At 52.2% G+C, this 18,027-nt stretch carries 22 protein-coding genes and 2 tRNA genes; 8 read left to right on the top strand and 16 right to left on the bottom strand.

What is annotated here, in order from left to right:
- Positions 1-161: 161 nt before the first annotated feature.
- Both I6I94_RS07350 and I6I94_RS07345 read right to left on the bottom strand, forming a co-directional pair.
- Positions 162-653, bottom strand: a complete 492-nt coding sequence (locus I6I94_RS07350) for a hypothetical protein (RefSeq protein ID WP_006887032.1) — start codon at positions 651-653, stop codon at positions 162-164.
- A 163-nt stretch (positions 654-816) separates the two neighbouring features.
- Complete coding sequence (locus tag I6I94_RS07345; RefSeq protein ID WP_128087138.1) at positions 817-1,824, bottom strand: NAD(P)H-quinone oxidoreductase; 1,008 nt, start codon at positions 1,822-1,824, stop codon at positions 817-819.
- Positions 1,825-2,116: 292 nt separating this feature from the next.
- Between I6I94_RS07345 and I6I94_RS07340 the strand changes: the two genes are divergently transcribed.
- Positions 2,117-2,204: transfer RNA gene (locus tag I6I94_RS07340), tRNA-Ser, on the top strand.
- 75 nt (positions 2,205-2,279) lie between these two features.
- Here the strand turns inward: I6I94_RS07340 and I6I94_RS07335 are convergent.
- Both I6I94_RS07335 and I6I94_RS07330 read right to left on the bottom strand, forming a co-directional pair.
- On the bottom strand, positions 2,280-2,645 hold the full coding sequence (locus I6I94_RS07335) for a hypothetical protein (RefSeq protein WP_128087139.1): 366 nt from the start codon (positions 2,643-2,645) through the stop codon (positions 2,280-2,282).
- 331 nt (positions 2,646-2,976) lie between these two features.
- Positions 2,977-3,495, bottom strand: coding sequence for a DUF4190 domain-containing protein (locus tag I6I94_RS07330; RefSeq protein WP_128087140.1), 519 nt, complete (start codon positions 3,493-3,495; stop codon positions 2,977-2,979).
- Positions 3,496-3,889: 394 nt separating this feature from the next.
- On the opposite strand from I6I94_RS07330, the gene I6I94_RS07325 reads away from it, so the two are divergent.
- Positions 3,890-3,978: transfer RNA gene (locus I6I94_RS07325), tRNA-Ser, on the top strand.
- A 140-nt stretch (positions 3,979-4,118) separates the two neighbouring features.
- On the opposite strand, the gene I6I94_RS07320 is transcribed toward I6I94_RS07325, so the two are convergent.
- The 3 genes from I6I94_RS07320 to upp form a co-directional block, all read right to left on the bottom strand.
- Entirely contained in the window at positions 4,119-4,649 is a 531-nt protein-coding gene (locus I6I94_RS07320; RefSeq protein WP_037236285.1) for a SixA phosphatase family protein, read from the bottom strand.
- A 102-nt stretch (positions 4,650-4,751) separates the two neighbouring features.
- Positions 4,752-5,507: a winged helix-turn-helix domain-containing protein gene (locus tag I6I94_RS07315; RefSeq protein ID WP_037236287.1), complete on the bottom strand. Its 756-nt coding sequence runs from the start codon at positions 5,505-5,507 to the stop codon at positions 4,752-4,754.
- Positions 5,508-6,045: 538 nt separating this feature from the next.
- Positions 6,046-6,684, bottom strand: coding sequence for a uracil phosphoribosyltransferase (gene upp / locus I6I94_RS07310; protein ID WP_006887073.1), 639 nt, complete (start codon positions 6,682-6,684; stop codon positions 6,046-6,048).
- 300 nt (positions 6,685-6,984) lie between these two features.
- Between upp and I6I94_RS07305 the strand changes: the two genes are divergently transcribed.
- From I6I94_RS07305 to I6I94_RS07290, 4 genes are read left to right on the top strand one after another with little or no spacing between them, the layout of a single operon-like run.
- Positions 6,985-8,214, top strand: coding sequence for an MFS transporter (locus I6I94_RS07305; protein WP_128087141.1), 1,230 nt, complete (start codon positions 6,985-6,987; stop codon positions 8,212-8,214).
- Positions 8,215-8,265: 51 nt separating this feature from the next.
- Entirely contained in the window at positions 8,266-9,105 is an 840-nt protein-coding gene (locus I6I94_RS07300; RefSeq protein WP_201620558.1) for a DNA adenine methylase, read from the top strand.
- Positions 9,077-9,886 (top strand): DNA-methyltransferase, encoded by an 810-nt coding sequence (locus I6I94_RS07295; RefSeq protein ID WP_201620557.1) that lies wholly within the window; start codon positions 9,077-9,079, stop codon positions 9,884-9,886. The genes I6I94_RS07300 and I6I94_RS07295 overlap by 29 nt, the downstream gene beginning before the upstream one ends.
- Positions 9,887-9,908: 22 nt before the next feature.
- Complete coding sequence (locus tag I6I94_RS07290) at positions 9,909-10,814, top strand: type II restriction endonuclease (RefSeq protein WP_201620556.1); 906 nt, start codon at positions 9,909-9,911, stop codon at positions 10,812-10,814.
- Positions 10,815-10,925: 111 nt separating this feature from the next.
- Here I6I94_RS07290 and I6I94_RS07285 read toward each other — a convergent pair whose 3' ends face one another.
- Complete coding sequence (locus I6I94_RS07285; RefSeq protein WP_128087142.1) at positions 10,926-11,816, bottom strand: YwqG family protein; 891 nt, start codon at positions 11,814-11,816, stop codon at positions 10,926-10,928.
- A gap of 58 nt (positions 11,817-11,874) precedes the next feature.
- Between I6I94_RS07285 and I6I94_RS07280 the strand changes: the two genes are divergently transcribed.
- Positions 11,875-12,096: an iron chelate uptake ABC transporter family permease subunit gene (locus tag I6I94_RS07280; protein WP_236588836.1), complete on the top strand. Its 222-nt coding sequence runs from the start codon at positions 11,875-11,877 to the stop codon at positions 12,094-12,096.
- A 115-nt stretch (positions 12,097-12,211) separates the two neighbouring features.
- On the top strand, positions 12,212-12,871 hold the full coding sequence (locus I6I94_RS07275) for a hypothetical protein (protein ID WP_094758380.1): 660 nt from the start codon (positions 12,212-12,214) through the stop codon (positions 12,869-12,871).
- Positions 12,872-12,951: 80 nt separating this feature from the next.
- On the opposite strand, the gene I6I94_RS07270 is transcribed toward I6I94_RS07275, so the two are convergent.
- The 8 genes from I6I94_RS07270 to I6I94_RS07235 form a co-directional block, all read right to left on the bottom strand.
- Positions 12,952-13,983 carry a magnesium and cobalt transport protein CorA gene (locus I6I94_RS07270; protein WP_128087144.1) on the bottom strand — a complete coding sequence of 344 codons (1,032 nt, stop codon included), beginning with the start codon at positions 13,981-13,983 and terminating at the stop codon, positions 12,952-12,954.
- 82 nt (positions 13,984-14,065) lie between these two features.
- Positions 14,066-14,653 carry a hypothetical protein gene (locus tag I6I94_RS07265; protein WP_197702316.1) on the bottom strand — a complete coding sequence of 196 codons (588 nt, stop codon included), beginning with the start codon at positions 14,651-14,653 and terminating at the stop codon, positions 14,066-14,068.
- A 75-nt stretch (positions 14,654-14,728) separates the two neighbouring features.
- Entirely contained in the window at positions 14,729-15,091 is a 363-nt protein-coding gene (locus I6I94_RS07260) for a hypothetical protein (RefSeq protein ID WP_037236294.1), read from the bottom strand.
- Positions 15,092-15,112: 21 nt separating this feature from the next.
- A complete protein-coding gene (locus I6I94_RS07255) occupies positions 15,113-15,373 on the bottom strand; it encodes a DUF7683 domain-containing protein (protein WP_037236295.1) in 261 nt (86 codons plus the stop codon).
- Positions 15,374-15,382: 9 nt separating this feature from the next.
- Entirely contained in the window at positions 15,383-16,024 is a 642-nt protein-coding gene (locus tag I6I94_RS07250; protein ID WP_037236296.1) for a hypothetical protein, read from the bottom strand.
- 125 nt (positions 16,025-16,149) lie between these two features.
- A complete protein-coding gene (locus tag I6I94_RS07245) occupies positions 16,150-16,935 on the bottom strand; it encodes a hypothetical protein (RefSeq protein ID WP_037236298.1) in 786 nt (261 codons plus the stop codon).
- A 381-nt stretch (positions 16,936-17,316) separates the two neighbouring features.
- Positions 17,317-17,520 (bottom strand): DUF4926 domain-containing protein, encoded by a 204-nt coding sequence (locus tag I6I94_RS11595; protein ID WP_037236300.1) that lies wholly within the window; start codon positions 17,518-17,520, stop codon positions 17,317-17,319.
- A 33-nt stretch (positions 17,521-17,553) separates the two neighbouring features.
- Positions 17,554-17,991, bottom strand: a complete 438-nt coding sequence (locus tag I6I94_RS07235) for a DUF6756 family protein (RefSeq protein ID WP_052186564.1) — start codon at positions 17,989-17,991, stop codon at positions 17,554-17,556.
- Positions 17,992-18,027 lie beyond the last annotated feature (36 nt).

The raw sequence follows: 18,027 nt of genomic DNA, 5'->3' as shown, positions 1-18,027 counted from the left end.
TGGGGTTTTTAAGGTTTTGCGTGTGTTCTTGTGGTGATGCAGCCCACCACTGCGGGTGTCTGGCATCCGCTTAAGGTCGGTTTTTGTCAAATAGACACGAAACCTTAAATTCGGGTGAACTTTTCCCTCCGCCGGGGGCGTGGGTTTCATATTGATGGGGGCTAGCGAGCGAGTACCGGCTCATGCCGTTCGTCGCGGGCACGCGCAATCAGCCGCTCGGCCTCCTGAATGTGTTCAACAACGGTTTGCACGCGGCGTTCTACGGTCACCTGCCGCTGGCAGTGGGCGGTGCATTCCCCGAAGCAGCGTGCCATGGCGAGCGCCTCGGCACAGAGGGCCGCCGAGTTCCCTGCTTTAGAGAGCGCCCGGTGCACATCGGAGTACACTCCGGTGGGGGATGAGGGCACATCTGTGCCTTCGCTGGGGGCCAGCCGCTGTGCTTCCATGGCGATAGCGCGCACGCGCGGAATCAGGTCTGAGAGGCTGTTGGCGGCGGGTACCACCAGTTCGACCATGTCGGTGTGGGCTAGGCGCTCAAGCACTTGGTGGAAACGGTCTACGCCACGGATAAAACGGTCATGAGCGCGCCTCCAGAGCCCGCGGCCAAGTTCGGCGTCATCACGGCGTGACTGCAGAAAGTTTTTGATACCCACTGATCCCTCCTTTCGCAGCATCTTTAAAACCCTTTAACACTTAGGTTACCCTAAATCTATTTTGCTGACACTATGTCACACCGGTTTTGTGAAGAATCTTATGGTGCCCTGCGCTCAACAGAGAAGTTTCTGCGGCAGGACGGCCACCAGCCCACCCAAACAACTAGTCTTCGCCGAGGGTGAGCACAATCTTCCCCCGGTGCTCCCCCGAATCGAAGTAGGTGTGGGCCTGATCAGCCTGTTCCAGTGCGAAGGTGCGGTCTAGGTTTGCGCGAATAGCCCCAGATTCCACAAGCGGCAGTACCTGCTGCCGTACCCCGGCCATAATGCGTGTTTTCTCGTCGGCGCTGCGCGTTCGGAGGGAGGTGGCGTGCACCGAGAGACGGCGAGTGAGCATGAGCCCCAAGTTCACCTGGGCTTTCGCCCCGCCCTGCAGACCGATAATTGCCAGGTGTCCCCCAGTGGCGAGGGAGTGCAGGTTATCGTCTAGATACGCCCCGCCCACCACATCCAGAATATAGTTCACCCCGACCCCGCCGGTCTTTTCGGCAATAACCTCACGGAATGACAGCTCAGAGTAGATGATCGGTTCAGCCCCGGCCGCACGCACACTATCAGCCTTCGCACCGGTGCCAACAGTGGCGAACACGCGAGCACCAACCGCCTTGGCCAGCTGAACCGCGTGCAGCCCAATACCGCCCGCACCCCCATGAATAAGCACGCTGGTTCCCGATACGCGGTGGGCGGCAGCATCAAGGCTCATGCCGCAGGTGAGCACTAGGTTTGAGTAGACGGTGGCGGCAACCTCAGGCAGGCAGGCCGCCTCGGCGAAGCTCATCCCCTCAGGAACACCGAATGTGTGGCGCGCATCAACCGCCACATATTCGGCATACCCGCCACCAGCTAAAAGCGCTGCAACCGGCGAGCCAACCATCTGCGGGGAAACACCTGCACCAACGGCAACAACAGTACCCGCCGCCTCAAGCCCATAAATGCTGCTGACCCCCGGTGGAGGCGGGTAATACCCCCGCCGCTGCAGGGCATCGGCACGATTCACTCCGGCGGCACGCACCCGAATGAGCACCTGCCCCGGGGCGGGTTCGGGTATGGGTTGTTCGCTAACACGCAGCACCTCGGGCGCCCCGTGTGTTTCCTCCATAATGGCGCGCATGCGCTCGCTCCTTCTGCTCTTTTTATGCGGGGTTGTGGCTTCCACTCTACCGGCCCGCTAACCGCCCATGAGGCACCCCACCCACAAAGTTCAGCCCTTATTCGGCGGGATGCCTGCACACTACCGCAATAGGTGCCAGGCTGCCGTGCGGAGGCTTCCGAGTCTTTCACACCCGGGCTGAGGCAGGGCATTTAAGGAGGGCGCAATTTACAGAAAAGCTTCCCTCGTGCGATAATCAGCTGGTAGCTTTTATCAACACCCGGCTTTGAGCCGGTATGATAGTAAAGCATCTGGATGGTTGTCCGAGCGGCCGAAGGAGCTGGTCTTGAAAACCAGTAGGCGGTAACCCCGTCTCAAGGGTTCAAATCCCTTACCATCCGCACACGCTAAACCCCGCGGACCCGTAGAGATACGGGGCGCGGGGTTTTGCTTATTTCAAGGCGTTTTTCAGGCTATTAGAACGAGCTGGACATGTATAGGGAGAACGCCCACATGCTGATCCCAGCCGCACCAAGCAGGATGCCCGCGATCGCCAGGCCACGGCTCTCATACCCCTTATTCAAGGTGAGTGCGACGACCCCAGCACCAATAGCGGCAGCACCAATGAACCCTACATACAGGTAGAAGAAGAGGCCCAGCACGCCCACAATGAGCGCTGCGGTCGAAAACAGTTTGATTTTTTTAACGGCGGCCTCAGCCTCGGGGTTGGGGATCTGGGGTACTACGGGGACGGAATAGGTGTGAGGGCCGAGCTGGGAAGAGTACCGGAAGGTCTGCTCATCGGCGGAAGAGGAGGGCGCAAGAGTCATAGTCTCAGACATTTGAATCCTTATGCGGTTGATGCGGCCTACGTGTGCTGCGGCCACGTGTATATTTATCGGTTCGGTACCACCTATTCTACCCGAGATAAAAGTTATGTGCGTCGCCACCCGTTCCCATGCATCGCATTAAATTTCGGTTTTAACGTCCAGATGCGCTCGCACCATCGATTCATGTTCCGCTCTCTTTCCTCAAACGCACAGACCACGCCCGGTGCTGCGAAGGCCCCTATGAAAAGCCAAAAAGGCCGGAGGCTCCCTCCCGTATCGTACGAGAGGGAGCCTCCGGTCAGAAAGTCACTGGTGCGGGACTATGAGACACCTACATTTTGTCTTAGAAAAGAGACATGAGCGGGGCGAAGGTATACGCCAGATCCAGGTAGTTCCCTGTCGAGCTTGAACCTGCTGAAGCTGCAGCAATAAAGACTACGATTATGAAGCCAATCGCCAAGATAGTTAATATTGTGAGTAGGCCTCCGCCGATAAGGGATATCCACCCCATCACTTTCCCGCCTGTAGCGGGAACTCCTTGACGTTCTGCCTCAGCCGCCTTTTTCACCCCGATGATACCCAAAATCAAGGTAATAACGCCGCCCAAACCGGTGAGGAGAAGCACAAGGCCAATAACTCCGAGGGTCATCGATGTCTGTGCTGCCTGCTCACCGGCGATCTGCTGCGGGGTTTTAGGGACTACAGCCATCATTGGCTGAGCATACATGGGCTGCTGGTAGGTGGGTTGCTGGTACGTCGGCTGCTGATATGCGGGCTGTTGATTCTGGTATGTCTGCCCCGATGATGAGTTATAGGAATTAGAGCCACTATCAGGCTGTGGATCATAAGGGGATTGTGACATCGGGCTGTCCTTTCGGTGACTTTTGCAAACAACCGCCGTATCGGCCATTCCTCACCGAGCGGCGCATAACCCCTATAGTTTAACCTACTCGCCTGTATAAAACACAGGCTTTGGCGCCGTGTGGGCCATCACTCAACGCCACCTGTTTCGCTGTTTCCAGCGCCTCGTATCCTCACCTTTTCTCCACCGATTTATGTCTATATCGAGGCTCGGCGGCGCAATTATTAGTCACCCTGTGGGTGAGGCTCAGGCGCATATCAAGCAGCGTGGCAGCCGGTATTTTTAGAGCCCCTAACCGTTGGGCGCTTTCTTATGCACCCGCATAAGGTGCCGGGGAATTGACCTGTGCCAGAACGAACGATATTCTTGTAGAGATGCACTGCGGTGCATCGCTGGAGACGTGCCAGAGCGGCCGAATGGACTTCACTGCTAATGAAGGGTCGGGGTTGAACTCGACCGGGGGTTCAAATCCCCCCGTCTCCGCATTGTGAATAATAGTTGAGCCCCCGCACCAGCACGTGCGGGGGCTCACTTTATAACCATTACCCTACTTGCCCCTGCCAGACAGCAGCTTTAGCCCTAAAGCACGCACGCTCCCCAGCCACCATGCCCTAAAGCGTGGGCTAGAAACTTTTAAACGCAATAAGGTGCGCATCCGCCCCATCCAGAAGCGCCCACTCCCCAGGCACCTCAAACACTGCCACGGACGACGGGGGGAACCCATAAAACATCTCCATGGCTGCGTTCTGGTCAGAGTCGGGGTGGGTCAGCTGGATCGCCGCATCCTGGATGCCCGGCAAATGCGACACCACCAGTACCGAACGAACATTCTCCGAAACCCCGTTAATACGCGCAATAATGCGGGATGCGCCCACCTCATACAGCCCCTCGTCCAGGTGCGCAGTGGGGCCTTTCTCACCCAGCGCGTCCGAAACCCAGGTGGTGGTCTGGCGGGTTCGCAGCGCGGCCGATGACATGATCTGCTCGGGAATATAGCCGCGTTCAGCAAGCCACGCCCCCGCCTGTGCCGCCTGCTGGTGACCGCGCTTTGTCAGCGGCCGGTCAAAATCGTTCAAGCCCCAGTCTGCCTCGGCATGGCGCATCAGAATCAGGTGTTTCACATCCCGCTTCATACGGGAAGAAATCTCAGTCATACCCTCATCTTACAGGCTGCACGCAACAGTGCCCCGCGCTCATGACCACAAGCGCGGGGCACCGCCATAGACTCTTCAACACATCGGGCGGCTACTAGGGGGTTAGATGGAATATTCAGGGGCCGCCCACACCACAACTTCTGGATGCTCAAAGAACCGGTACCCCTGCCCACGCACCGTACGCACCGTACCTGAGAGGCGCCCTAGCTTTGAGCGCAGACGCCGGATATGCACATCAATGGTGCGTTCGTGCGGGTGCTCGTCCCCGGCGCTCCACAGCGAGTCCAGCAGCTCATCACGGCCGACCGTGCGGGAGGAGTTTTCCACCAGGTGCGCCAGAAGCTCAAATTCTTTAAAAGTGAGCATAAGCGGCTCACCATCCAAGAACACCTCACGTCGCGCCAGATCAATCAGCACGCCATTGGTATGCGTGGCCTGCGACTCGGCCTCAACATGGGTGTTTGCATCCGGCTGATAGTAGACAGCCGTGGGGTCCCCCAGCGCGTTCCGCACTACCTCAAGGTCGCTCCCCTCCGCACTGGTGGGGGCCAGCGCTACCGCAGCATAAGACTCCGCTTCCGGAGCTAGGTGGTGAGCGTAATTGCGCAAATCCTGCACGATACGCACTAGGGAGGTACCGTTGGCCGCCGCAAGCTCCTCATTGAGGCCCACATACAGCACGAACCCGCGCGCCTCATTCTCGTGCGCGCCGCCCTTGGGTGAGTGGTCATTAGCAGTGAAAGTCATGGGTCGCAGAGTAGCCGCAGGCGCCTGCGGGCGACTGGGCTGGGGAGCCTGGCGCTTAGCGGCGCGTCCACGCTGGGAAATGTGAACGTACCCTGGTACTGCACCTGACATATGCATCCTTCTCTCGCAGTTCGAAGCGTAGGGGGCTGATATACGGGCGCCCGTTATGTCACGTCGGATTCCCGCCTGCACTGCCGAGCCGCGAATGGGCTCAGCGATACCCACCGTACATTTAATATTTCTCTTATTTGTCACATAAATCAAGCGGGTTCAGAACGTGGAGGTATCCTCTAAAGCTACATCACCCTCATGACGATGAGGCTATGGACGGGGAAGCAAAGCAGCCCATACCACCAAATCTAGCATGAGTATTCACTTAGTTCCCTAAATATTCAATATATTTACGGATTATTATGCACCATATCGCATGTAAGGGAAGTTCCCAACGGCACCGTTGAAACACTTTCCAGCATGCAAAAAATTTTTACACCCGCCAACCTGAGACACAAATCCCCCACCAGCTGCCCCGCCTAGACACCGTCAGCGCGGAACTCCACAACCGCCGAGCCCCGCGCCACAGCGCGCACGCGCCTAGACCTTCACGACACCGGTGAAGGCGTTAATACAGCCGCGCACCAAAAGTTATGAGCTACTCCGCCAGCCCATACAGGCGGTCGCCCGCATCACCCAAACCGGGCACAATATACGCCTTCTCATTCAGCCGCTCATCCCGCGCCGCCAAGAACAAATCAACATTGCGCAACCCCTCAACGCCCTTCTCAAGGGCCGCAATACCCTCAGGCGCAGCAATGAGACACACACACGTAATAGACTCAGCACCGCGTTGGCGCAGAAATTTAATGGCTTCTATCAGAGTGCCACCGGTAGCCAACATAGGATCCAACAGATACACCTGCCGACCGGTCAAGTCCTCCGGAAGACGCTCAGCATAGGTCACAATATCCAAGGTCTGCTCGTTACGCGCCATACCCAAAAACCCAACCTCAGCGGTTGGAACCAGGCGAGTCATCCCCTCCAGCATCCCCAACCCGGCACGCAGAATCGGCACCACCAGCGGCTTAGGGCTGGCAATCATGGTGCCCACGGTGCGGGCCACCGGGGTCTCAATCTCCCGCTGCTCCACCCGGATCTCACGGGTTGCCTCATAAGCAAGCAGGGTCACGAGCTCATCAACAAGCTGACGGAACGTAGGCGAAGGAGTATTTTTATCACGAAGCACACTGATTTTATGCGCCACCAGCGGGTGGTCAAGAATCTTAATACGCATGATTCAAGTCTAATCCAAACACGGGCACACACGCCGCAAGCACCAAGCGCCGCAACACTTTATACCCTCAAACACCCCGAACACGCGAACCGCGCCTGCGCACAACGGCACCAGCCGCCCCGCTAAAAACATGAAAAACAAGCCGTCTTCAGCCAGAACCAGCGGGCTTGCCTCTCATCCCCTTACCCACCACCATGCTATGATGCACATCATAAATACTCTCTCTACCCCACCAAACCTATGCACAGTACACCCGCCCCGCCGCCGCGCGCCATACTCATAAGACGCACACGCCATATCATGGTGTTCGGGCTGCTGCTGTCAACGCTGGGTAACAACACTGTCGAATATGGTTTCAACGCCCTCACTGCCGCCGGAGTAGTCAGCGTTGGCGCGCTCCTCACCCTATCAGCCCTTAGGCGACTCTCAGCCTTCGCGTTCCCCGCCATCGCCAAACTCATGGGCAAACACAGCCCCGATAAGGTACTCATCGCCTGCGACAGCACCGAAACCGTATTGAGCGCTTTAGCCCTCACCATCACACTCCTAGCGCCCCACCAGGCCATATGGACAGTCTATGCTTATACGCTCATTGACCTGCTCATCTTAGCTTTCACCGACATCGCCGAAGAATTCTACGGTGCACACTTCGCACAGATTAATGAAGACACAGCAATGGCATTCAACGCCTCACTCAGCACCATCCAAGCGATCGTTAACTTCGTCGTCGCAGGGTTAGCAGGCTCACTCCTAGCGGGGGTCTCAATCCCCACACTACTAGCCGTCAACACAGCGCTCTCCCTCGCAGCAGCACTCTTTCGGGCACGGGCACGGCACACCTACCCCGTGCCACCACCAACCACAATAAATGCAAGTCAATTCGCCGCCACCGGGCATAAAGAGCCGCTCCGACAGTTTCTGCACGACCTGTTCACTTCAGGCCCTGCCTCCCCACTCGTCTCACTCGCCATAGCATTCGCTGGAACCATGAGCGGGGAACTGTTCATCCTCTGGGCCGCAAACCACGGACCCGCGGTGCCTCTGCCCGGCACAGACAATACCGCCTACACAGGGATGGGGCTTGTCTTAACAGTGTTCGGACTAGGCGCCGCATTCGGCCCACAGGCAGGAAAATGGCTACGACAGGCCGGTGAAACCGCACCGATTCTGAGAACAGCCGCGTTATTCTCTGCGGCACTCACCGGAGCACTCGCCACAGGCATACTGACAGACACAATCCTGCCACCGCTCATACCAGTGTTTGTATTCCTCAACGCGGCAGCCTCACGGGCACGGGCAGTAGTACTAGAAACACACCGACAGGCATATTTTCGAGGTGCCCAATTCGCACGCATTATGAGCTGGTCATTCACATTCAGTGCAGCCGGTACACTCTTAGGGCTGCTAGTGGGGTACCTACTGGGCCAGGCATACAACCCGGTGCCATGCCTACTCATCGGCACGACACTGTGGCTCGCTATCGCCCCGGTCGTCTCCAGTAGGCGGGGCGGGCTACGAAATTCTGTATAATGGTTCACCTGTCTTATGAGGTATTTCCGATGTGAGTAAGGGGGTAAATATATGGATGTACGTCAAAAGCTCAAACCATTCACAAAATGGACAGGCGGAAAACGGCAACTACTCCCGGAACTAACCGAGCGACTCCCCGTAAGCTACAACCATTATTTCGAACCTTTTGTTGGTGGGGGAGCTCTTTTTTTTGAGTTACAGCCCAATTTTGCGACCATTAACGACTACAATACTGAGCTTATCTTCTGTTATGAACAGATCCGCGATAATCCAGAAGATGTTATAGAAATACTACGGATACACCAAGAAAATAATTCCAAAGATTACTATCTTAATATTCGAGCAGCAGATCGTGATGGGCGATTGGAAAGCTTTAGTGAGGCACAACGCGCAGCGCGTCTACTGTATATGCTTCGAGTAAATTTTAATGGTTTGTACCGAGTAAATTCAAAGAACCAATTCAATGTACCATACGGTCGCTACAAAAACCCAAAAATACTGGATGAAGAACTCCTTAAAAACATTAGTTTTTATTTAAACAGTGCGAATATCACTATCCATCAGGGTGACTTCCAGGATGCTGTTTCCAAAGCAGCTACGGGTGATTTTGTGTACTTCGATCCACCATATATTCCGCTAAATACCACAAGTGACTTTACATCTTATACAGACTCCGGTTTTGGCTTCAGAGAGCAGACACGCCTTATGGAAACATGCCGCGAGTTAGACCGCAAAGGGGTACTTTTTATGGCATCTAACTCTTTTTCTCCTTCTGTACTTGATCTGTACGAAGGGTTTATGATCGAAACTGTGGGCGCTTCCCGTATGATTAACTCTAAAGCAACCGGCAGGGGAAAAATTAATGAAGTTATTATCCGAAATTATACATGACGTACCATCTCAACAAATATATTATCAAGATTCGGACACCATATTACTTCAAGGCGACAGTTTTAGAATATTAGACAATATAGCCCCTGACTGTATCGATATGATATTTTCAGATCCACCCTATTTCTTAAGCGGAGGTGGCACCACAAACAGCGGTGGAAAGAGAGTAAATGTCGATAAAGGAAAATGGGATACCAAAATTTCTGTCCTTGAAAAAACAGAATTTAACCGCCAGTGGATTTCTAAAAGCTATCATATATTAAATAAGAACGGAACCATTTGGGTTTCTGGCACACTTCACAATATATACTCTGTTGGCGTTGCTCTAGAGGAAGAAAATTTTAAAATTCTCAACAACATTACTTGGCAAAAAACCAACCCGCCACCCAACTTGGCATGCCGCACCTTCACCCACTCTACAGAAACCATCCTGTGGGCCAAGAAGAACCTACCCACGGCACGGCACTACTTCAATTATGAGCTCATGAAGGAGCTCAACGGTAACCGACAGATGAAAGATGTTTGGCAAGGCTCTCTAACGAAACCTGGAGAGAAATCTCACGGCAAACACCCTACGCAGAAACCAGAATATCTGCTGGAACGTATCATTCTCGCTTGCACCCGCCCGGGAGACCTTATACTGGATCCATACCTCGGTAGCGGTACCACAGGCAAAGTAGCCAAAGAGCTTGGCAGGAAGTTCATCGGCATTGAGCTTAATACTGATTACCTCCATATAACACAAAAACGTATCGCTGAGGCACCGCAAAGGCTCTTTTAAAATTACGGAAGGTTACCTCACTATGAAGTACAACGAATACATGGGTAGTGCCCCTGAAGAAAAACTTAAATACTTTCTGAGCACCCTTTCAATCACAAACCGCACCCCCGAATACTATGTAAACTGGGAAAAAGTAAATGGTGGAGTCAAAAAACATGCCCTAGCCCTGAATACCCTGAATTACTTGATTGGTCTAAATAACCTGTACGAGGAAGCGATTCAGCTGTTTACCCAGCAGCCCAACCTTCTTGAGGCAGTACCAGTTCTTTTCGCCTCCCGCGATGTTCACCTAGATGTCATGGAAGTAGATGAAGATGAGAGCATCTTCTTCTACAACCTTGACTTTAAAAATGTAGATACCACCAATATTCAAAAATATGTGGACTTTATGCAAAAATCCGGTCTTCTCGATTTCCTAAAACACAGCGCGAATCGTTCTCTGGTGGACTATGCATACGGTGTAGAGGTTGGGTTGGATAGTAACGGGCGCAAGAACCGCAGCGGCAAGGTCATGGAAGACCTGTTAGAGGGGCAGCTACGGGCTGTCGCCGATTTTTACGGCTACCAGACAATGACCCAAGCAACAGCTCATCGGATGCGGCAGGAATGGCAAGTTGAGGTTCCTGTGGATAAGTCAGAACGTAAGTTTGATGGGGCTCTTTTTGACTCTCATAAGCGACGTCTTTTTCTCTTCGAAACAAACTACTATGGAGGTGGAGGCAGTAAATTAAAATCGGTAGCAGGTGAATTTAAATCACTTTATAATCACATCATACAGAATTCTGAGGGTATTGAGTTTGTGTGGGTAACCGACGGCCAGGGATGGAAAACCACTGCAAAACCTCTCTCTGAAGCATTTGCAGTTATCCCAAATATTTTCAATATCAATCAACTACATCATGGGTACCTACGTGAATTTACTCGCTAAAACGGTCGGGATAATAAACACTATAGAAAATCTCCATAATACAAGAGGGCGGTTTTTCCTTGTAAACCTATATGTATCGCACTTGCTGAGAAAGCTGCATAGGTTTTTACTCTAGCCGCATGACCACTCAAAAATCACATTTGAGAAGTCGCGCGCTGCAAGCTGTTCGGGTGTTATCAGCCAGTTCGCGGAGCCCGCATCGCCCCAGAGGAGTTCCGGGGTTTCTTCCTCCGATTCCCAGTCCGCCTCGGAGACAATGGTTAGCAGGTTCACTGTGTGCCCCTGCAGGTTCTCGTCGAAATCCCGCGGGTCATTCTGAATAAAGTAGGGGTAGCCGCCGATCCGGGAGTACTCATCACTCTCCTCATACGGGAGAGTAAGCTCCTCAACGGTGTGTATCCGTTGGATCCTCGCCTGCTCGTCGTCTCCCGTGGGCAGTTTATCCTCGGGGTACAGGTCATCCCACACTCGCGCAAAATCGGGATAGTAGTAGTGCGCAGTACCGGTAACACCCTGCTCAACCAGGCTGAACGAGAGCGCAAATTCCACGCTCTCCGGTTCGATAGGCCAGCCAATCACATCCCAGTCGATCACCGGCAGCGGCGCATCCGGGTTCGGCTCACCCACGCTCTCGTAGTAGATCACCCGCCAGTTCTCCTGAACCGCAGGCTTGTTATAGTCATACCCCCACACGGTGTCGTGAGGGTCAATCCAAAATTGAAGCATACCGCTCTTCGGGTAAATATTATTCTGCGGCAGCTGCACACAGTTAATCTGCGCGATCATGCCTAGGGGCTGGCCGGATGCGTTCGTCGGCGCGGATTCTCTCACAGGCAGGTACGGCACTCCCCCGAACTTTGAGGCGGTCTTCGGCAGCGGTTGCTGCGATGGGGTTGCCGTAATCCTGATAGCCTGCTTGAGTTTTCCCTGATTCATAACGTCGAGGACTCGACGCACCTGCGCTTCGGTGTTTTTAGCTGCATTCTGCTCGGTGGTATTCATGTGTTCCTCCGGGTGGTTGGTTCAGTGCTACAACCATCAGAACATATTTTGCGGTGCCGTGCGCCTTTTTCTGGAGTCGGCGATGTGGCATTCTGCGTTGCTGGGCGCGGTTCTTCTGGTGGTTGCCGGTTATGCTGCGATGCGGGTGTTGGCGCCGTTTCAGATCCCGGTGGGGCTGGCCACGGGGGCGGTTGGTGGGGTGTACATGCTGTGGCTTCTGCGTAAAGTGCGGTGGTTTACGCACCCTCTGCGGCTGTGCGTTGGGGAAATGATGGGCTAAAAATGCTCAAAAATTTTATTTCTGGGGGCACCGCACCGAAAAATCTTCTTAAACCGTCAGGGGGCGGCTGTAGCGTAAGAGCATCAGATAAAGCTCCCGGAAGGAAATCACCGCCATGGTAGAGAAGAAGACTCTGTGCCTCGCCGACGAGGTTGTTAATGCCGATTTGCAGTTCCTCATGAACGCGGGCACCGTTCTCACCACCAACGTCTACAATATTGATGCTATTGGGCGCACCATTGCGGAGGTTATTACCGCCGGGCGCGCGTTTAATGTGGCTCGCCCTTCTCACGTGTATGACCGGGTAATGAGCATGCACGCCCACCCTGCGCTCGGTTCGTTTACTGAGACCCTCGCCGATATGCGCCAGGCTGCCCGCAACGCCCTGATTCTGCGGTTCCCGGCACCGAATGAGCGGGGCCTTGAGGTTGCGGTGCGCATTGAGCGGGTAATGGGCACTAAGCTTGCTGTGACGAAGGTGTGCTGCCGCCCGGCGGGCACTCGCCGCTGGTATGAGCATTGGGCGAAGGAGGTGCTGCAGATTGACGGGTATCTGATTGCAGGCGAGTCGCGCCGCACCCGCGGCATGTTTGAGGTGCACCGGCAGAACCTGCTGTTTGCGCTGGGGATGCTGGATGTTGCGATGCTTGGCCTAAGCGCCAGCGAAGCAGATTTTCACTGGCTCGCATCCCCTAAGAGCGCGGTCACTAAGTTTAAGCGGCAGCGTCGGGATTTGCTGCGGCGGATTCGCCAGGATTATGCGGAAGCAGCCTAAGGAGTGCCTATTTCCTATTAGTGCCCCAAGGCGCTCTTCATAGCTGCGGCTTCTCCTGGTTAGCCGAGCAGGTATACCGCCTAGAACCAGCCACGCCTCTTAAAGAAAAAGTACACCCCCACACAGGCAAGCACCATCAACAGGAGTGACGCGGGGTACCCATACTCCCATTTGAGTTCGGGCAAGTACTCAAAATTCATGCCGTAAATGGAACCAATAATAGTGGGCACCACCAGAATCGCTGCACCTGCCGAAATACGTTTCATGTCTTCGTTCTGCTGCTGCGCCACCAGTGTATCGTGCACCGTCAAAGCGTTCTGCAACGACGTGCGTAAATCCTCTAGCCGGTCCCTGATCTGCATCACATGATCGTGCACATCCCGGAACTGGCGCTGCAACTCAACACTTTCATCCTCAACCCGCCGAGGCGTAGCACCCGGGCGCGGGGAGGCGTCTAGGGCACCGATGCGCAGGTCTTCAACGATGCGCACCAGCATGGAGTCCAGGGGCTTGCAGGCTCGCTGAAAATCAATCACCTGGTTCAGCAGCCCGTAGATACGCTGGGAAATACCGCGGTTTTTACCGCCATCGGTGAAAAGCGCATCCTCTATTTCGTCGCTGTCAGTCTCTAGCCCAGACAGCACCGGCATGTACCGGTCTACCGTGTTGTCGAGGATACGGTGCAGTAGCCGAGCAATACTGGCGTCGGATTCGGCGAAGAACCCGCCCAGAACCTCACGCACACGTTCTGGGCTGCGCAGCTTATCTTGTACGATACACACCAGGTAGTTGCGGCCTACGAAAAGGTGCACCTCGCCCAGGTGCACTTCTTCTTCTGCGTCTAGGTACACGGCGGGGCGTACCACCGCCAGCAGGGAGTCACCGTACCGTTCAAGTTTGGCGCGCTGGTGCCCCAGCATGGAGTCTTCGATGGCGAGCTCGTGCAGTTTGAAGATGCTTTGCAGGTGGGCGAGCTCAGTGTCGGTGGGCGAGATGTACCCTAGAGCGACCGCAGAGGCACCCGCCTGGTATGCTTCAACGGCTGTTTCTAGCGGGGCGTTCAGGACGGTTTCGCCGTGGGTTGGGTAGATGGCTCCGGTGAGATACGACATAGGTTTAAGTGTAAAGGGTAGGTGAAATGCCAACGCCAGTACGGGGATACTGGGGGCTGGGGGTGTGCCTTTCTGGGAAAATTTAGGTGGCTTGCACGAAGAACAGCCCGCCGGTGAGGTCTTTTTTCACGAAGATATACCCTACGTTTTCGGTGAGGTAGAACAGATCATCAAGGGAACTGGGCAGATCCGCACCGGAAATTTGCCCCACAAATACGTAGTCATCCAGCCCATCTGGGAGAGTGTGCTGCAGGTATACGGGGCTGCCGCCTATGAAGCTCATCGCGTCCGGGTCCGCGTTGAATTCTGGGGTGAAGAATTTCTGGTGGTCAAAGTCGTGCAGGTTCTTGTGGGCGATTTCGACACATGTGTCTAGCAGGGCGGGCTGTAGCTCAGTGATATTACCAAGAAAATAGTCGTGTTCATCGTAGTAGGAGAACACGTACACTGCTTTGTCGTGATGCTCGGCGGGGACGGGCAGGGCGAGTTCGGGGACGAGCTTAAATAGTTCAGGGAGCGGGATATACGCAATAAGCGCCAGCAGTATCCCGTCAGGGGTGGCTACTGGTTGAGTGTATCCTGCATCGCGCCCTATGAGGATGCGCTCCCCTACTGCTGTGCGCTGCGTTGGGCTGGTTTCAGGGAGGGTGAAGCTACGGCGTGTACTCATGAGCATATCCTAGCAGCGTCTGGAGTCTTCAAGACTGTATTCACCTGCGGGACGGAGTGGGTAAATCAATAACCACTATTTCAGGGCTAAAAAGTCCTTTAGTGGTGTGTTTACTTTGTCGATTAATGCGCTGGGAGATACTATCGTGTGCAGTAAGTTCTCTGCAAACAAACTATCATATTCGAATATATCGTCGTAGCCGTCATCCACAATAATTTTTATAATTCTCTTAGCGCTGGTGTTTTTTGCAGAGAATATAGGGTTTCCATCCATCAGTGGGGTTCCGTCAGCATATGTGGCCTTAAAGTAAGGAAAAACCCAATCACTCGTATGGGATGAAACTTCCTTCAGTAGATACACAAACATATTTTCAATATATTTTTCCAATGCTTTATATTTATCAATATTCGTATCCCATGCCGTCCATTCATCTGTCATTGTGATTATTCCCCGAGGTTCCTACAACTTTTCGAGTGTTTGCACATCTTCATCACACGATAAGAAATAGTTGTAGCCACTCGCCTTTAGCTCTCCGTCTACATAGTGCCCGATTTTTTCAGCAGTCTCATGTGTTATTGGGTATTCATCATACATAGGGCCAGTTTCATTAAAAATTTTTTGCAGTACATCAAGGGGTGGCTCGTTTTTAAATTTTAGTACCTCAATAAAAATATCTGTGTCTTTTTCAAATTTTGAAATGTATCTTACAACGTTTTTCATGATGCACCCCTACCTTACTCCCCAAGGTCCCATGGCTTCTGTTTCAGCACCTTCAATGACTGCACCTAAGTCATACTCCCTTAAATAAGGATAGAGAAAGTCTGCATACACCGACGGGTAATAGGATTCAGAAAATTTTACGAACGTGCCAACTAAAGATATAAGCTGATATATCAGATTGTTTCTGTCAATAACCTCATCCACTCCAATGTATTTATCGCTTGTTAGAGAATAACATTTAGAGTAAACAATATTTACAGTCGATCCGTTACCGCCCTGAAAGAATTTAATAGCCCTTTCGCTCCCCACATCATAGAACACTAATTTTGTTGATTTATTATTTTTCAGATCAGAAATAGCGTCTAATATTTCCGGAAATATATTGTCTAAGTACTTTCTATATTCTTTCCATTCTAATCTGTACCCTTGAATAGTCAGCTCACTGTTTCCTACGGGTAAGATTTCTGCACACACAAGGCTGCAAGCTTCAATAAAAGATGCACGCAGATCTTTGGGATCATAATCATCATAAAATTCTAAATTCTCGCAGAGCTCTCCCAGAAGCCGCTTTTCAGGTCTTATAGTAGGGTTTTCTGATATTGCTAATTTGAATATTGCCATTTTCCTAGCTACTTTAGGGTACTTCACCATAAATGGTGTTGAGGCTCCATTATCTCCACATCTTCAGGATAGAGCGGAACGTCCCAGCAGGTGGCGCATCCACCTATAAATGTGGATGCGCCACCACAAAGAACCGAGGCAGAGGCCTCTCAGAGTTACTCTGCTTTCTCCCCAGCTTTGAGCGGGGTACGCGGCTTGAGCGGAATAACACTATTACCGCCTACACCGCCGGGGGCATATAGGACCGGTGGAACAGGAGTCGATGTGGGGGTTGACTCTTTACTAACTTCATGTTTCTCTTGGCCTGGGCGCTCTTGATAAACTTTGCCGTCGGCGGTTCCATAGTAGGTGCCGTACGAGTCCACTTCACGCCATGTCCCGTCAGCTTTCACTTCCATGCCCTGAGCACCTTTAATCAAGTCTCTCTCGGTGCTGTCACGTACCTGAACCCAGCTACCATCAGGGTTCACACGAGAGCGCTCATTTCCATGTACTTCAAAATTTTCCCAGCTGCCGTCAGCATTTAGGTTGGCTTTATCGCCGTTGTTGCCTTCCCAGTTCCATGTGCCATCAGCTTTAACATGTAACGTTCCCGAACTATTGGTGTAGTCCCAAGAACCATCCTCGTGAATCGTTGCGCCCTCACTGATGCTCTCTCCGTACGTTGAGGTTGGGCGTGGCTTACCAGCTTTGTTGTCATCGGTCAGAGCCTTTGAGGTAGCGCTTGGACTTGGTGAAGAAGTGCTGGCGCTACTAGAAGTAGTTGTCAGCGGTGATGCGCTAGGCGATCCGTTATCCGCGGTAGATACGCTAGCGTTTGACTGGCTGGTTTCGGAAGACGAAGATTTCCCGCTGCTGCTCGCTGAGGAGCAGGCGCTGAGAGCCAGTATCATGGCAAGAGCAGCAGAGATCGGTACCGGAAGATGACGTAAGGTATTCATAAAAGCCTCTTTCAAAGGTGATTGCTACGCAGTGTTGATAACACTGCCTTAATCATTCTACCCGTATCTTCATCATAGATAGCGATGTTACCGTACCGTAATCTACTCAAAAGTATTTAATTATATACTTATAGGACTAATAGATAGGAAAATAGGAAGTAACGGGCTGCATTCATGTTGAAGTTAAGCTTGAGACAAACAACCTAGCGGTCGAGCTTCACGGTAGACAGCACGGATCGTACTGTTCGTTGAAATTAAACCTGCTTATAGTTTCAACGGCTTATCAGCGGATAATTCAGATAACTGCGGCGATACATTGTAGGATGATCAAGAACAGAAGAATTAATATATAACTTCTAAGGTAAAAAATAGTCGATCCTTTTAAAGGTTGCTTATGCTTCTTAACTGCTCCGACCTCAAAGTTAGTAAAGCAATTGTTACTCCCCTATCATCACAAAATTCCACCTCGTATGCTTCATGAGAATCCATATAGGTGTCTATAACTGTACCGATAGATCCTCGAAATAGACTAAGGTTAGGGAAGTCTTGCTGTAGTTGAACAACTTCCAGAATAGAATATTGCATAGTAAATTTCCTTAAACTTTTTACCTATAAAGGCTATTTAGAACTCTTTATAAATAAAATTTCGTTATGATCATTCTCGCAGATTAACCATGATAAATCGAATGGACATATATAATACTCAAAGAATCGGCACTCTTCAAGAACATTAGGAACTTTGTCCAAACTTATTTTAAATACTGGGTTATCTTCAGATTCATCATCGATGTCTGCTATAAAATACACAGTTTTAGGCGGAACAACGTTATTTTGAATTAGAATATCCTCTATATGACGAAACCCGTAATTATTTGCAAAATGGTAAGACTGAGGGATATTTTTAAACGATAGCCACCAAACCCTGGGATTTCCGGTAGTATAGCGGCTCGTAATTTCTTTGAGAATCTCTTCTCCATTTTGAGTAGTAGAATTAGAGATACTAAAAATATTACATGCTTCTACTATTTCACTATAAATCTCATTTTCTTGCAGCATCGATTGGCCTTACCTACTCTATTTCGTGTTCCATTA

It is taken from the genome of Rothia aeria (assembly GCF_016726365.1).
GTDB lineage: Bacteria > Actinomycetota > Actinomycetes > Actinomycetales > Micrococcaceae > Rothia > Rothia aeria.
This window is presented reverse-complemented; position numbering and strand designations above follow the sequence as displayed.

Excerpts from the sequence above, each read along its gene's own strand:
- I6I94_RS07235 (WP_052186564.1), bottom strand. The coding sequence starts at position 17,991 with ATGCTGCAAGAAAATGAGATTTATAGTGAAATAGTAGAAGCATGTAAT.
- I6I94_RS07315 (WP_037236287.1), bottom strand. The coding sequence starts at position 5,507 with ATGTCAGGTGCAGTACCAGGGTACGTTCACATTTCCCAGCGTGGACGC.
- I6I94_RS07260 (WP_037236294.1), bottom strand. The coding sequence starts at position 15,091 with ATGACAGATGAATGGACGGCATGGGATACGAATATTGATAAATATAAA.
- I6I94_RS07250 (WP_037236296.1), bottom strand. The coding sequence starts at position 16,024 with ATGGTGAAGTACCCTAAAGTAGCTAGGAAAATGGCAATATTCAAATTA.
- I6I94_RS07265 (WP_197702316.1), bottom strand. The coding sequence starts at position 14,653 with ATGAGTACACGCCGTAGCTTCACCCTCCCTGAAACCAGCCCAACGCAG.
- I6I94_RS07275 (WP_094758380.1), top strand. The coding sequence starts at position 12,212 with ATGGTAGAGAAGAAGACTCTGTGCCTCGCCGACGAGGTTGTTAATGCC.
- I6I94_RS07290 (WP_201620556.1), top strand. The coding sequence starts at position 9,909 with ATGAAGTACAACGAATACATGGGTAGTGCCCCTGAAGAAAAACTTAAA.
- upp (WP_006887073.1), bottom strand. The coding sequence starts at position 6,684 with ATGCGTATTAAGATTCTTGACCACCCGCTGGTGGCGCATAAAATCAGT.
- I6I94_RS07335 (WP_128087139.1), bottom strand. The coding sequence starts at position 2,645 with ATGTCTGAGACTATGACTCTTGCGCCCTCCTCTTCCGCCGATGAGCAG.
- I6I94_RS07305 (WP_128087141.1), top strand. The coding sequence starts at position 6,985 with ATGGTGTTCGGGCTGCTGCTGTCAACGCTGGGTAACAACACTGTCGAA.
- I6I94_RS07300 (WP_201620558.1), top strand. The coding sequence starts at position 8,266 with ATGGATGTACGTCAAAAGCTCAAACCATTCACAAAATGGACAGGCGGA.
- I6I94_RS07255 (WP_037236295.1), bottom strand. The coding sequence starts at position 15,373 with ATGAAAAACGTTGTAAGATACATTTCAAAATTTGAAAAAGACACAGAT.
- I6I94_RS11595 (WP_037236300.1), bottom strand. The coding sequence starts at position 17,520 with ATGCAATATTCTATTCTGGAAGTTGTTCAACTACAGCAAGACTTCCCT.
- I6I94_RS07285 (WP_128087142.1), bottom strand. The coding sequence starts at position 11,816 with ATGAATACCACCGAGCAGAATGCAGCTAAAAACACCGAAGCGCAGGTG.
- I6I94_RS07345 (WP_128087138.1), bottom strand. The coding sequence starts at position 1,824 with ATGCGCGCCATTATGGAGGAAACACACGGGGCGCCCGAGGTGCTGCGT.
- I6I94_RS07330 (WP_128087140.1), bottom strand. The coding sequence starts at position 3,495 with ATGTCACAATCCCCTTATGATCCACAGCCTGATAGTGGCTCTAATTCC.
- I6I94_RS07245 (WP_037236298.1), bottom strand. The coding sequence starts at position 16,935 with ATGAATACCTTACGTCATCTTCCGGTACCGATCTCTGCTGCTCTTGCC.
- I6I94_RS07295 (WP_201620557.1), top strand. The coding sequence starts at position 9,077 with ATGAAGTTATTATCCGAAATTATACATGACGTACCATCTCAACAAATA.
- I6I94_RS07270 (WP_128087144.1), bottom strand. The coding sequence starts at position 13,983 with ATGTCGTATCTCACCGGAGCCATCTACCCAACCCACGGCGAAACCGTC.
- I6I94_RS07320 (WP_037236285.1), bottom strand. The coding sequence starts at position 4,649 with ATGACTGAGATTTCTTCCCGTATGAAGCGGGATGTGAAACACCTGATT.